General features: G+C 46.6%; 16 protein-coding genes and 1 pseudogene. 1 reads left to right on the top strand and 16 read right to left on the bottom strand.

Going from position 1 to position 12,512, the window contains the following annotated elements; translation table 11 throughout:
* From MKP07_RS17220 to MKP07_RS17155, 16 genes and pseudogenes are all read right to left on the bottom strand, one after another.
* Entirely contained in the window at nt 1-486 is a 486-nt protein-coding gene (locus tag MKP07_RS17220) for a hypothetical protein (protein ID WP_240848280.1), read from the bottom strand.
* Nucleotides 487-498: 12 nt separating this feature from the next.
* Nucleotides 499-1,269, bottom strand: coding sequence for a conjugative transposon protein TraN (gene traN, locus MKP07_RS17215; RefSeq protein ID WP_240848279.1), 771 nt, complete (start codon nt 1,267-1,269; stop codon nt 499-501).
* A gap of 118 nt (nt 1,270-1,387) precedes the next feature.
* A complete protein-coding gene (gene traM / locus MKP07_RS17210) occupies nt 1,388-2,680 on the bottom strand; it encodes a conjugative transposon protein TraM (RefSeq protein ID WP_240848278.1) in 1,293 nt (430 codons plus the stop codon).
* Nucleotides 2,681-2,712: 32 nt separating this feature from the next.
* Nucleotides 2,713-3,144 carry a hypothetical protein gene (locus MKP07_RS17205; RefSeq protein ID WP_240848277.1) on the bottom strand — a complete coding sequence of 144 codons (432 nt, stop codon included), beginning with the start codon at nt 3,142-3,144 and terminating at the stop codon, nt 2,713-2,715.
* Nucleotides 3,145-3,156: 12 nt separating this feature from the next.
* Complete coding sequence (traK, locus tag MKP07_RS17200) at nt 3,157-3,717, bottom strand: conjugative transposon protein TraK (RefSeq protein WP_240848276.1); 561 nt, start codon at nt 3,715-3,717, stop codon at nt 3,157-3,159.
* Nucleotides 3,718-3,796: 79 nt separating this feature from the next.
* Nucleotides 3,797-4,834, bottom strand: a complete 1,038-nt coding sequence (gene traJ, locus MKP07_RS17195) for a conjugative transposon protein TraJ (RefSeq protein WP_240848275.1) — start codon at nt 4,832-4,834, stop codon at nt 3,797-3,799.
* Nucleotides 4,835-4,840: 6 nt separating this feature from the next.
* Nucleotides 4,841-5,476 (bottom strand): TerB family tellurite resistance protein, encoded by a 636-nt coding sequence (locus tag MKP07_RS17190; RefSeq protein WP_240848274.1) that lies wholly within the window; start codon nt 5,474-5,476, stop codon nt 4,841-4,843.
* A gap of 5 nt (nt 5,477-5,481) precedes the next feature.
* A complete protein-coding gene (locus MKP07_RS17185) occupies nt 5,482-6,117 on the bottom strand; it encodes a hypothetical protein (RefSeq protein ID WP_240848273.1) in 636 nt (211 codons plus the stop codon).
* Between the two features lie 17 nt (nt 6,118-6,134).
* Complete coding sequence (locus MKP07_RS17180) at nt 6,135-6,803, bottom strand: conjugal transfer protein TraI (protein ID WP_240848272.1); 669 nt, start codon at nt 6,801-6,803, stop codon at nt 6,135-6,137.
* Between the two features lie 13 nt (nt 6,804-6,816).
* Nucleotides 6,817-7,749 carry a TraG family conjugative transposon ATPase gene (locus MKP07_RS43825; RefSeq protein ID WP_317236040.1) on the bottom strand — a complete coding sequence of 311 codons (933 nt, stop codon included), beginning with the start codon at nt 7,747-7,749 and terminating at the stop codon, nt 6,817-6,819.
* Between the two features lie 37 nt (nt 7,750-7,786).
* Nucleotides 7,787-7,903: pseudogene (locus tag MKP07_RS43820) on the bottom strand (TraG/VirB4 family ATPase); the annotation flags it as partial.
* Nucleotides 7,891-9,402 carry a TraG family conjugative transposon ATPase gene (locus tag MKP07_RS43815; RefSeq protein ID WP_262919350.1) on the bottom strand — a complete coding sequence of 504 codons (1,512 nt, stop codon included), beginning with the start codon at nt 9,400-9,402 and terminating at the stop codon, nt 7,891-7,893. The pseudogene MKP07_RS43820 and the gene MKP07_RS43815, both read right to left, overlap by 13 nt.
* Nucleotides 9,399-9,728 (bottom strand): DUF4133 domain-containing protein, encoded by a 330-nt coding sequence (locus MKP07_RS17170; RefSeq protein ID WP_240848271.1) that lies wholly within the window; start codon nt 9,726-9,728, stop codon nt 9,399-9,401. Before MKP07_RS17170 ends, MKP07_RS43815 begins: the two co-directional genes overlap by 4 nt.
* A gap of 10 nt (nt 9,729-9,738) precedes the next feature.
* Complete coding sequence (locus tag MKP07_RS17165) at nt 9,739-10,059, bottom strand: DUF4134 domain-containing protein (protein ID WP_449589194.1); 321 nt, start codon at nt 10,057-10,059, stop codon at nt 9,739-9,741.
* Nucleotides 10,060-10,110: 51 nt separating this feature from the next.
* Entirely contained in the window at nt 10,111-10,656 is a 546-nt protein-coding gene (locus tag MKP07_RS17160) for a hypothetical protein (protein WP_240848270.1), read from the bottom strand.
* Between the two features lie 210 nt (nt 10,657-10,866).
* The gene (locus MKP07_RS17155; RefSeq protein WP_240848269.1) at nt 10,867-11,709 is read right to left on the bottom strand and encodes an RteC domain-containing protein; all 843 of its coding nucleotides are present in this window, start codon (nt 11,707-11,709) and stop codon (nt 10,867-10,869) included.
* A 343-nt stretch (nt 11,710-12,052) separates the two neighbouring features.
* Between MKP07_RS17155 and MKP07_RS17150 the strand changes: the two genes are divergently transcribed.
* Nucleotides 12,053-12,505: a hypothetical protein gene (locus MKP07_RS17150; protein ID WP_240848268.1), complete on the top strand. Its 453-nt coding sequence runs from the start codon at nt 12,053-12,055 to the stop codon at nt 12,503-12,505.
* Nucleotides 12,506-12,512 lie beyond the last annotated feature (7 nt).

Genomic DNA, 12,512 nt, shown 5'->3' with positions numbered 1-12,512 from the left:
TTAGCGGCGTATGCCTTTGGACTGCTGCTTGCCCAGGTCAAGCGCCTGGTGCTGCCGGGGCTGCATACGTACAACTGTGGGTTTTCGTGCCGCTGCCGTCTTAGTTATCGCTACTCTTTCGGTCTGCTTTTGCCTGCCGGAGGCCAGGTACCTTTGGTCGCTCGCTCCCACAGGACTAGTTACAAGCCATTTGAGTGTACGGGTAGCGAAATCGCCGGCTGCACGTAGTATCCTGCGAGCTACACGGTTCATACGACCGGGATAAAGCTGACGTTCCAGGTTGCGGTTGGCGCTTCGGAGCATCTTTACCGAAACCCGCTCTTCTAAATTGCGGGGTGGCTGCACCCGTTGGTATAGCTTGCGCATTTCAGCAAGACGTATCTTTGCAAAGGTCTTTCCCTGCAAACCTTTCTTACCGAAAATCGATGCAAAACGTGCTTCCTGCCGGTGCCAGGATTCCAGCCCCTTTTCGATGCGATTGGTCATAACCTAAAAGATTTAGAATTTATATTTTAACTGGCGGGCCTGTATAATATCATTGCCTTCCATTTTCAATTGAAGGTGGCGGTCACCGCCTTTTTCAAAAAACTGCATAATAAAATGCTTCTTGTCCGCAATGGTGAATTTGGGAAAAGCAATTACGATGGTGCTATGCCCATCGGCTGGTATCGTATTGTCCAGCTCTTTATAAACATAAAGCGGCTGCAATTCCTTTTCCTGCTCTGCGGTACGCTTTATCCGTTTTTTATCTTTTATATAAAAGCGCAGAAAATCCAGGTCGTAGGCAATGGGTGAGCTATTTTTAAGCGAAAGCCGGTAAAAGATCACATCCTCGCAGGTATAAATACCATCCAACACCGCCGACATCTTAAACATCTTTTCCCTGGGCCTTGTCATAAAGGGTGTCGTCTTCGTAATACTGCGGGCTACCATTTCCACCTGCGCATCATTAAGAGTGCGCGACTTAAAGAATGCCGTTTGTGCTTCCTGCAATTGTTGCTTGCCCATATCAATAGGCCGGTCGTCCGGGTTAGCGTTGTAATCCACGCGGAAAGCATAGATCTTACCGTTGGTGGTAATTACGGTAAGATTGGTTTGGGGAAATGACGGTGCCGCTCCTTTAACCTTCAGCACATTGTCTACACCCGTCACCGTTTTTGCCAGTATATCCCCTGTTCCCCGGTCTACACCATTACTGGCTATAGGCGCGGGAAATACAAGTATAGTCGTCTTCTGATCGCTTACCGATAAATGATAGGGTTCCTGCAATGCCTCATTAAAAAGGTACGCGCAGGTTGCGCCTGGGCCTGGCTCCCAAAGCCGGATGCCAATAGAATTATAAATAATAGCTTGTTCATTTGAAAAGTAGTTTTTAAGGATGAAAAGATTATTGATTGCGTTTATTGAGGTCGATGAGCAGCACAGGGTAACCGGCCTTAACGGTGGCGCGCACCAGCTTGGCTTTACGACCGAACAAAGATTTTACGGTCTGTACACCGGCACTGGCGGCCTGCGCTCCAAAGGATTGATCCATCATAGGTATATCCAACCCCTGTAAAACCTGGTCGGCTCCTTGCTTGGTAGCATCCCGGCCAATGGCCCCGGGTATGCGAATGCCGGTAATACCATCCATATCGTAAACAGCGAGGGAAACGGGGAATAGTGCATTTTTATAACGAATACCTTTTACCTCGATCTGCATGCGCTCACCCTCCAGTTGGCAGGTGCCAAACACATAATTTCCTTTAGGGATCATCACCCCGTTAATATATATTGGTTCGGCCAGGCGCATTTTTATCGTAGCACCCGAAACAAGGGTTTGCGTTTCATGTACAAAAGCGGGAACTGCCTTGTTTGCCTCGGGGTCATCCGGGCCGTCACCGGACAGCTCATAAAAATTGGCCGTAACCGGACGGATCGCCGCTTCAGCGGTTTTTGCATCTTTGATCTTTGTTGTTCCCCTGTTTCCGAACAGATCGGCGCGGGTATCTTCCACCGGAGCCGATACCGAATAAACCAGCCCTTTATTTTTCTCGGATTCCGCTTTGGCTTTTTCGCGGGCGCGCCCTGGATTTTGTATATCCATCACTTTTTCCAGAATACCGTCAATTTTTTCCAGCTCGGCGTCCGGTGCACCCGGTGCACTACCCGCCAGGGTGCCGGCTTCCAGCGAAGCCTGTAGCTGGTCTACTTCTGCCATAGCATTGCTGCTTGCCCGGTAATCGTTTCGCTTGTATTCAGCCATCGCCAGCTGATTTTCCAGGTCATGCAATCTTTCGCTCAGGCGGTCTTCGGCCTCACGACTTCCCAGATTGTCATAACGAGCGTTACCCGGATAATAGATATTGCTTCCCAGGGTAAGGCCACGCAAACTATCGGCGTATCTGGCGCTGTCTGCATAAGACAGGAATTGCCTTTTTCCATAAGGGTCGGCACGGCGGAACTCTTCCATTTCCAGGGAATCTTTCAGCGCCTGATCGTATAAGGAGAGTTTGTCCTGCTTCTTATCGTCCGGCCCGGCTCCCGGAAGATTGGTGTTGAGGCCGGAAGATGGCTCCGGCGTTCCGTCGTTATCTCCTTTACCTCCGCCCATCGACCAGAACAGCAGGGTAAGAAACGGGATCGCAATTACCGGCAGGACGACAAGCAACCTGCGCTTTCTTTTGAGTTGTTCGTTCATAATTATTGCATTTATAGTGTATGTGGATATAATTATTCAGCAATCAGGGTTTGAAGGCTATCCCAAAGGCCAGGATGCGCCCGCCGAAGGCGCTCCAGTTGTACGCGCCCCGAGTCAGCACGAATAAGGCTGTCGATCTTTGCCTTTAGTAATTGTCTTTGCCTGCCAGCTACATAAGCGGAAACGCTATCTGCTTGGAGATATATCGTGCTGATCGCATCAGGTCTTAACGGCTTTCGTGTTGCTTTGCCGGACAATGACTGGTATAGAACAATACCGCTATTGGCTCCCATTGTCAAACAGAAAAGGGCCAGCGCCAATTTCTTTTGAAAGCCCGTCCAGTGGGCTGTGCTGCGGTTCAGCATATCGGCTAAGCGGTGTTGTTGCTGGTTGCACCAACGGGAAAGCCGACGCGAAATGGAAGCTTCGCCAACATCCTTTTTATTATTATGGATAGATTTCATCGGATACAGGTTTTAACGTGCTTTGATATCGATATCCCGGTTATCGAGTGTGGCCCAGCGCTCGATCAAAAAACCGTGAACATTATTAGAACTGATAGGCAAGCCGTCGCGGATATAGCCCTCCGTCACCATGCTGCGGGTAACTGTGGACGTGGGCCGTGTGATATACAGTCGTGCGTAATACCGGAAGTAATAAGGCTTTCGATCTACTGAAATAGTGATACTATCCGGCTCTATACGTTGGCTGACATTGCCCGATACCATATTGCTGTAATAGCCGTTTTCCCGAAGGTTATCGTACTGGGCCTTAGCGCTGCCATCAGCCAGGTATAACGCTTTGGAAAGCTGTGCTTTGATCTGCACATCATCAGGGGCAAGGGTGAAAAAGAAAAAATGAAAGGTCTTGATATGGTCTTCCAGCTCAATCTTCAGGTTATCCTTCCGATTGGCAGCTTCAGCTTCCAGCAACTTGCCGTTCGAGATGATATATACCCTTTGCTGTATTTTATCAATTCCTGTAATCGCCCAATAGATGGTGGTCAGGCAAATACCGGTAACTGCAATAATCAGCACCAGGAAAAAACCTTAATGTGCTTAAAAGCCGTTTCTATATTTTTAAATTGGCGGAACATAAATATCTTTTTGAGTGCATTTATCGTTTGCTTGTGAGCATACCCGAAACGCGGTTAACCCGGGAAAGCAAACCGTTGCCGCCGTGGGCATGGATCACGTAGTTGGCAACAGATGGTACGGTGAAGTAGCCGATAATACCGATAATCAGAAAAGCAAGGTAGCCTGTGTCGGTTGGGCTGAAAAAGGTATCGCCGGTATTGTTGACCTGGCTGGTATCCAGCTTGATCATGCCTTGCTGCACTTTACCGATCAATGCCCCGAAAATATTAGCGATAGGCAACCATAAATAGATGTTGATATAGCGTGCGATCCACTGCGTAAGCGAGTGCTGAAATCCATCGTAGACACTTAGGCCAATAACAATAGGCCCAAGTATAACCAAGATCACCAGGTGGAAAGTGCGCAGGGTATTAATGCAAAGGGCAGCCGCCTGGAACAAGACCTGCAAAATCTCAGACATCCATTGGCTCACACTGTTCTTGAACTGGTAATAGTATTTACTCATACTAAAGCGGATGTCATTACCAATTTCTTCGAAGAAGCCTTCATCTTTTGTGCTATTAGGATGTGTGTACTTATACCAGGCCTCCCTGTCCCCTTCGCCATTGGCTCCCTGGTAGATCAGCCACTCTTTGGATTGCTTGATCGCTTCTTCTTTATCCTTCAGCAATTTTTTAATAGCGGCATCCGAGTCCTTGACCATAGCTGCCGTCACACTGACGGTCGGATTTAATATCGAGTTGAATAAGCTGATCACCTGCATGTAAGAAGCCAGCACCAATCCCAGTGCAAAGGGCCTCAGCAATGGATAAAAGTCAATGGCCTCCGCTCTTGCAATATGGCCCCACACCCGGTAGCCGATATAGAGCATTGCCCCAAAACCGGCCAGGGATTGACCGATTTTTACAATATCACCTGCAAGTGGAATCATTTCATCATACAATTGTTCGAGGATACTTTGTAAACCTGCTATTTCCTCTGCGCGCCCTTGTGCATAGAGTGTACTCGGTAGTACTATCAATAGCAGTACCACCATCCATTGAATCTTCTTTTTCATATTGGCTTATTGTTTTAGGTTGTACATTTTTTCTACAGCTTTAATTTCCTGCTGTGCCCGCTTGCGCTGACTGGTAAGCACTCCTGTGGAATTATTAAAAGAGCGCAGGAAGCTGAGTTGCTGATCCACATCTGAAGCCAGGCGGTCAATAGCGGTCAACCGCTCGTCATCCGACATACGCATGCTGCCTGCTGTAACGACCATAGTCAGCTCGTTTAAATTAGCCAGGCTCTTTTCCAGCAGGTTATCATACACGGTACCCATATAGGCTATCTCCTGGGTGTTAAAAACACCGGACTGTTTGAAGTAGGCAAAAGCCCGGCGATACTCTTTTATAATCTGTGATTGATTGGTGATAATATCTCCTACGCGCCTGTAATTGCGGACTGCCGGGCTAACGGCCATCAGGCCATCCAGGAAGCCTTCGTGCAGGGAGTAGTTGCCGCTGGTGATATCTTTTACCTTATTATATCCGCCGCGTATGATCTGGTAAGAGGTATACATATTCCTGAGTATCTTTCGGAACTGTGTCAGCTTTTGGATATTAAGCGCCAGCTGCTGTATTTCGTTGGCTTGTGCCCCAGCCTTGTAACCTCCCAAAAGCAGGAAAGATAAAAGCAGGTATGTTATCCATTTTTTCATCGCGATTATTTTTTAAGGTTATACAATCGGTTCATTTGCTCACTATCATTGTGTTGCCGGGCACGGCTGCGCAGTAAAACCTGGAGCTCCGCCGTAAATCTTTGTAACACTACTGAGGTTTGCTGAAGCACAATGGATACCTGGTTAATCCGCTTGATCCGCTCATCATCGGTAAGTGCCATCCGGCCAGTAGTAATTAAATCATCCAGGTACTGAAGATCTTTCTCTGCGTCATCAATGATCTTACCCAAAACACTGACGACATACCTTTTTTCTGAAGCCTCCAGTAATTCACTGCTATTGTTAACCCGAACCATTTTGGAAGCCTGCCTGAGTATGGCCGTACCGGTTTGCACAGCGGCATCCACTTCCGACAGTCGCCGTACTTCCGGGTTCACCGACTTAAACGATTTATAATAGAGGTCGTGCAGGTTAAACTCGCCTCTTTTTATATCCCTGATGGTATGAAGCCCTTTGTCTACGATCTGGTAACCACGCTCGGCTTGCCTTAGATACGTACGCAGTAGTCCTATCTGTTCCATGTATCTTTTGATCTGCGTGGCTTTTTGATTGAAGATACCTTGGGCCGAACTGGTACAAGCCAGCAAGCATAATAGCAATGCTCCTACTATCTTGTTCATATTGCTAGGTTGTAAGGTTATTGAATCCCGTAGATACGTTTTGTGTTAGCAGCATCCAGCATATCCCTCGAACGATTGAGGCTTAAAAGAAAATTCTGGTTATTGAACTTCTTCAAATCGGAGCGGTTCTCGTCCAGCCCGATGGCAGCCTGCGTAATCAGTTCCAAACGTTTGCCATCGGTCATCGTCGTCTTGTGATCGGACAGTACCAGGTAGAGCTGCTCCACATTTCTGAGACTGCTGGTAAGGATTCCGGAATATACCTGCTCCATGTAACGGATCTCCTCGGCAGTAAAATGCTTATCCTGTCTTAGTAGTGCCCATGCCCGCCGGTATTCTTCCACCAACTGTAACTGACCGGCGATAACCTGTCTTGCTTTTTTATAAGAAGCAATTACGTTACGCACCTTTGCCAACTCATCGTAGTATTTTTCAAAAAGGCCTCTTTGCTTCTCGGCCCAGTCTGATATCTCGCGAAGCTTTAGCTTTGACATCGTATTTTCGATTTCCTTCTGCGCATTCTGAAGACCGATGGTTTTGTTCTGTAACCGCTGAATGGCAAGGTCCGCCGCTCTCAATGCCTTTTTGACGGCTTCCGTAAATACCTTCCAGACAATAGCATGACTACGATGAGGCGACAGTGCCAGCACGAGACTTAGTATAGCTGTAACGAATATCTTTTTCATGTCCTGATTATTTTTATGATTTATTATCACGTATGTCCCTGGCCAAGGCTGCGATACCCTTACGATAATCGCCGCCGAACCGTTCGGCATATTGCTGCACTTTCATTTTCTCGGCCTCCTCGGTGGTATAAGCCAAATACTCTTCCAGTGAAACTTCCGTACGATAGACCTTGCTTAGTTGTCCTCCCAGGCTTATAAATACTTCTTTGTATTTTTTGGCCGGATCGTTTGCCTTGTTGATCGACAGGATTTGCATTTTCTCTTTTTCCGTAAGGCCCAACAGTTCCTGTATCTGGTCAAACTTATTTTGATACTTACTTTGGTCCAGGAGTATTTTACAATCACTGTTATTGATAATAGCCTGCTTTACGACTGGCGAGCTGATAATATCTTCGACTTCCTGAGTAACTACATTTGCCTCGCCAAAGAATTTTCTGACCGTTTTAAAAAGGTATTTAATGTACTCCGCCATACCTTCCCGGGCGATAGCTTTCCAGGCTTCCTCGATGAGAATAATCTTTCGGATACCTTTAAGTTTCCTCATCTTGGAAATAAAGACCTCCATAATGATCAGGGTCACCACAGGAAACAGGATGGGGTGATCCTTGATGTTGTCGAGTTCGAATACGATAAACCTTTGCTGTAAAAGATCCAGGTTCTCGTTCGCATTAAGCAGGTAATCAAATTCGCCATCCTTGTAGTAAGGCCTCAGTACATAGAGGAAATTGTCAATATCAAAATCACGGTCTTTTACCTTCTCCTGCTGTAACCTTTTTACGAAAGCATCCTTCAGGTAATCATAAAAGGAATTGAAGCAGGGAAATACCTTTTCATTTAATTCTAAAAACTCGTAATAACCAGTGAGTGCATTGGAGAGCGCTACGTACTCTGACCGCCGGAATGATTCGTTGTCCTTCTTCCATAATGCCAGGAGCAGCGTTTTGATCGACTCCTTTTTTCAGTATCTAACGTATCACCGTCACCTATAAAAAAAGATTGAACTTAATTGGGTTGCGCTCTTCGTAAGTGAAATAATAACCGCCGACCAGTTTACAAAGACCTTTATAGCTGTGTCCAACATCTACAATTACGCAGTGAGCACCCTGTTCATAATAGCTGCGTTGGAGATGATTGGTAAAAAAACTTTTTCCGCTTCCATGTTTGGGTCTACCGGGCCACTTTCTGAGAAAATGGCCCGGTAGACCCCGGACGGGCCAATTATGAAGCGGTTCCGATTGGTAATGATCCCCTTGCGCATCGGCTCATCAGATAGGTCCACATGAACCGGCATACCGGTTATTCGGTCCCCTAAACGCAGACCTACCGGGCTTATGGAGCTACGATAATTCGTTTCCATGTTGAGAAAACAAACAGCTTGTTCTGCAAACGAATCAAAACATTCATTCAAGGGAAGGTCAGCTGCATTACCCGGTAAGCCTGCCCAAAAAATCTGGGGCGCTCCCTTGATCTCTTGCCGGGGTTGTCCATCGATTTGTGTAATGGCGGAAGCCGCTGCGTTGCGCAGGTCTTTTAGTTCCTGCTCATTATTTGTCCATACCTGGAGATTAAAGTGTGCCTTAACCGGTAACCTGCCCTGTGATATCGCTTCATTCAGGAAATCAGCAGTTGCATCACGGGCGATGGCATTTTCCCTGGAATAGGCCGATAAGGACTGAAGACGAAGACGTTTGCTTTCCAGCTTCTTCATAGTCAGCTGCATATCATCTATTACAATGAACTGGTTGTAGATATGATTGCAGTTTAAAAGCAGCCCCATTGGCGACGCAAAACCAACGGTAAAGCGCGTCCGCTCGCTGCTATACCTGTCGTAAGGCAGGCTGCTGCCGCATTGTGCCGGAAGGTCTTCCGCATCTGCGAGTGTGTACAGCTGCATGTAATTCTCACCGATCTTCCATTCCGGCTTAAAAACAATATCAGATAATGTGGGTGTACCTTTTGCGTTATCCAGGTAGAGATATGCCTCCAGCAGGCCAGCCTTATGCTTGCTGCCGGCAAGGGCATCTGCCTTCAGGCGCCTCAGTGATAAAAGGCCAGTATCCGTCAACACCCTTTCAAATTGCCCCAGTACATCAGCAAACTCATAAATAGCCTTTGTGTCCACATTACCGGATATCATTCTTTTGCGAAGCAGGTTCGACATCACGGAACTGGACGGCTTTCTGCCCGCCGCCTTCTTGGTGAGCATCAGGTAACATTTATGATTCAGAAAGGGGCGTTCGTTGAAAAACATTTCGCTTGCCCTGGAAAGAAACGCTTCTGTCTCAAAGTCGGGTTGGTATCCTTCCTTGAAAAAATAGTCTTGCTTATGCAGCACCGTGTGCTTGGGCAGGAGTTTGATGGCCTTGATCCAGGCCTGGTGTAATTGTTCCTGCTGGTCGGCTCCGGTAGTAAATATCTCCGGTAGCGTCAATTCAAATACCGCGGTAAAATCCCCTTGCTTAGATAAAATATAATCACGCTCGATTTTGTAAACGGGCAATAGACTAAGCAGGTCTTTGCGCACATCTTTATACTCCTTTAAATGAAGAATAGCTGCTATACCGGCGGTAAGGAGTAATATTAAAAATATAGTTGTCATTGATTTTTGTTTTGTGGTTGGAGCAGGTTATAGAGTCGTTTGGCTTTAATGGCCTCGGGTAAGCTGCGGTAAGCGGCCTCTTTCATAAGTCCATGAGCGCCATACTTGCGGGAGTAGCGATACACATAGCTAAACAGTGCAAACGCACACAGGCCAACTATAGGAAGCGTAATGAATGTTGAAAGCCCGGTGAGGTATAGAATAGCAAACAGTAACAGTAGCGCCACCAGGCCTACCGCCAGGTAAGCGATATACTGTGCTTTCAGACCCCGAAACTCAATCGGCTTATTAATGCCCTTGTTGATGGTATACTTGCTGGATGCCATAACAAGAATTTTATACGCCGAAAAAGCTTTTGAGCACTGTAGCAACGACCACCAGGAAAATGCAGGAGCCGAACCACGCTGCCGCTACTTTATTAGTATCCGGATCGCCCGAGTTCCATTTGTTAAAAACCTTGACAGCGCCTACAAGACCGACTACAGCACCTACGGCATACATCAGGTTCGTTCCTGTAGAGAAGTAGCTTTTTACTTTGCTGGTAGCTTCTGTGATACCGGCATTACCATCCTGGGCAACCGCAGCAGCCGACAAAAGACAAAGAGTGGTCATCATCAGCGCAGCGAGGCGCTGATGTCTTTTATTAACTAAAGACATAATGGATTTATTTAGATAAGAGGAAAGGAATTACAACACCGGCAAATGGTGTCAGGGCCAGATAGGGCGCAGATCAAGTGTGGTAAGCCGCGTACCACGGTACTCATAGAATTTATTGATCAGATCCTCGGTGATCGCCTCCTTAAAGGGCTGATATACCGATGGCTCAGCCTCCTGAATCTGCTCTTTGAGCAAGTCCAGCACTTCGGGTGTCGGAAGCCGGTGCCGGCTGCTGATTGTATCAGTTAACCGGCTGACCAGTTCGTCGAGCAGAGCATACTGCCTGGCCTGCTCCGCTTCATCGTCAAAATCATCATCGGCTCCAAAGGGCTCTTCTTCCTCTTCTATGGGCGGAGCTTTTTGCCCGGTTGGTGCCTGAGGGCTTTCAGGAGTCAGATCATCATCGTCAAACAAGACAGAACCCATAACACCATTGGTAACGGGGATAGAAAGATTTCTGCGGGGATGGGAAGGTTTGGCCGAAAACCTTTTGAAGATGTCTTTTCTGTAATAAATGATCAAAATGATTGCGTAGTAAACCGCAGCTGCAACAGCTGCAATAATCAGGAACTCCGACCAGGTGATTGTTGAAAACATTTTTCAAATTTTTGGGGTGAAGAACAGATGCGTCGTTTGCATCATTAACACCCCAAAAGTGGTATCGTGGAAAGCCTGAAACACTCAACCTGGGCACTGGTAGTGTTTTGTCTCGGAAGAAGTTTTGTAGTACTTAAGAAGAGAAAAAACGAAGCAAAAACGGGAAAAGCGCCCTTTCGGAGCGCTTTTTATTTTGACAGTTATGAAAAATCACCGCTTATTGTGCCGCTCGTCTGCTTCCCTCATCCCCGCATGATACCGGCTGATTAAAAGGTTCAGATACGCAGCGTCATCCTTTTGCGAGTACATTTCCTGGCGCGACCGGTGCACATTGCTTAAATCTGTATTGAAGATAATCTCGAAAATCCTGGACAAGGCCTTAACCGTAATGTTCCCGTGGTTGATGCTTTTACTATATACCAGCGCATAGGTTAGCTGGTGCAAATAAATTTTCTTGTCGGTCCATTCAGCGGTAATACCATCGGGCAGCACACTGCTACTGCCTGCCCTGTGAAGTCGGCTATCCAGGTATTCGTTTAGCTTCTCGTAGGCGATAAAACGGGCAAACTTTAAAGTCATGGGAGTGATATGCTGAAGATCAGAAAGTAGTTCTGTTTCTTCGATATTAGTGGGGGGCGGTGTTGGGTTGGACAAGAAAAATTCCCGATCAAAGGACTCGTCCCCGGTTATAAAATACCGGTAAGCCTGTAGGTTCTGCTCTACATAGAGTCGAATTACTTTTTGCTCTTTCCGATATTGTTTGGTCCTTAGGCGCTCCGAAGGAAATGCGGAGGCTTCCAGTTGGAAAACACGATGAAAGAAAATGAGATATGCGTGAAACAGCGGGCTGATGGTCTTGTAATATTCAATCTCGTCTGCTTCGTTGGCAAAGCTGGCAGGTTGCAGTCCCTTCAGTCTAACCAGATACTCCTGGGCCGTATGAAATGCAACATTGGACCGCTGTATGACCTTATCAGAAAGTTCAACGGCTGAGAGTTTGCTTTCAAGTTCACCACGAAGGTCTAAAAGTTGATAGATCGTATTGTCTTTCATAAAGAAAACTCCTTATACCAAGCCCAATACGCAAGTCGTGGCTGCAAAATAGAAAAATTTGCAACAGCCACACCGATTACAGGGCCATGGAAAATAATTTCAGTTATATCTACCAATGCTGGTAGATATCCTCATTTACTGCTAAAATATTACCTGGATAGAGCGAAGTCAATGTGTATTCGACTGAAATTTTTATCGGTTGATGACGCACGGATAAACGGACAGCGCTAAAAGAACATGTCCTTACCAAGAATTTTAGCAAAAATTCAGTCGTTCGACGGATTGTCTGATGATTACATAGCTTGTAATTTTAACTGTATTATATGTAAACAAATACATTTTTATGAAACCTCTACTCATCTTATTACTACCCGTGGTGGCCACTTACGGGATTTCATGTAGCAAATCGTCCGGTGCCGAACTACCCGACAGCAACGTTAATTTTATTCCGAAGGAACAAGCCAATCGAATGATCAGTAGCTACCTTCAGTCCGTCGGATACCCTGGTAAAGATCACGAAGTCCGTTCCTGGTTGCTGGACGCCGCAGCAATAAGAGAATATTTGTCTGATACATCGATCGTTAAATTCAAAGTTTTCCTGGGTCACACTATGGACTGGATCAATGCCGGCAATGGAGGTGTTAGACCCGGGCCAGGCGAGTTTCCAAACACACTGATACTTGTAGGGGTCAATAGACAAGGGAAGTATCAATTGGTGAGAGGCAAGGTAATGGATAATGCAGCGCCTTGTCCTCAGTTATGTATGGATGTCGCACTGGAGTCTCAAATCGAATAATCAAGAA

Origin of the sequence: Paraniabella hibiscisoli, from assembly GCF_022512515.1 — a bacterium.
In the GTDB taxonomy this organism is placed as follows: Bacteria; Bacteroidota; Bacteroidia; order Chitinophagales; family Chitinophagaceae; genus Niabella; species Niabella hibiscisoli.
Note: the sequence above shows the minus strand (reverse complement) of the source record. Positions and strands in the feature narration are given on the sequence as shown.

Excerpts from the sequence above, each read along its gene's own strand:
- MKP07_RS17220 (WP_240848280.1), bottom strand. The coding sequence starts at position 486 with ATGACCAATCGCATCGAAAAGGGGCTGGAATCCTGGCACCGGCAGGAA.
- traM (WP_240848278.1), bottom strand. The coding sequence starts at position 2,680 with ATGAACGAACAACTCAAAAGAAAGCGCAGGTTGCTTGTCGTCCTGCCG.
- MKP07_RS17205 (WP_240848277.1), bottom strand. The coding sequence starts at position 3,144 with ATGAAATCTATCCATAATAATAAAAAGGATGTTGGCGAAGCTTCCATT.
- traJ (WP_240848275.1), bottom strand. The coding sequence starts at position 4,834 with ATGAAAAAGAAGATTCAATGGATGGTGGTACTGCTATTGATAGTACTA.
- MKP07_RS17190 (WP_240848274.1), bottom strand. The coding sequence starts at position 5,476 with ATGAAAAAATGGATAACATACCTGCTTTTATCTTTCCTGCTTTTGGGA.
- MKP07_RS17185 (WP_240848273.1), bottom strand. The coding sequence starts at position 6,117 with ATGAACAAGATAGTAGGAGCATTGCTATTATGCTTGCTGGCTTGTACC.
- MKP07_RS17180 (WP_240848272.1), bottom strand. The coding sequence starts at position 6,803 with ATGAAAAAGATATTCGTTACAGCTATACTAAGTCTCGTGCTGGCACTG.
- MKP07_RS43815 (WP_262919350.1), bottom strand. The coding sequence starts at position 9,402 with ATGACAACTATATTTTTAATATTACTCCTTACCGCCGGTATAGCAGCT.
- MKP07_RS17170 (WP_240848271.1), bottom strand. The coding sequence starts at position 9,728 with ATGGCATCCAGCAAGTATACCATCAACAAGGGCATTAATAAGCCGATT.
- MKP07_RS17165 (WP_449589194.1), bottom strand. The coding sequence starts at position 10,059 with ATGTCTTTAGTTAATAAAAGACATCAGCGCCTCGCTGCGCTGATGATG.
- MKP07_RS17160 (WP_240848270.1), bottom strand. The coding sequence starts at position 10,656 with ATGTTTTCAACAATCACCTGGTCGGAGTTCCTGATTATTGCAGCTGTT.
- MKP07_RS17155 (WP_240848269.1), bottom strand. The coding sequence starts at position 11,709 with ATGAAAGACAATACGATCTATCAACTTTTAGACCTTCGTGGTGAACTT.
- MKP07_RS17150 (WP_240848268.1), top strand. The coding sequence starts at position 12,053 with ATGAAACCTCTACTCATCTTATTACTACCCGTGGTGGCCACTTACGGG.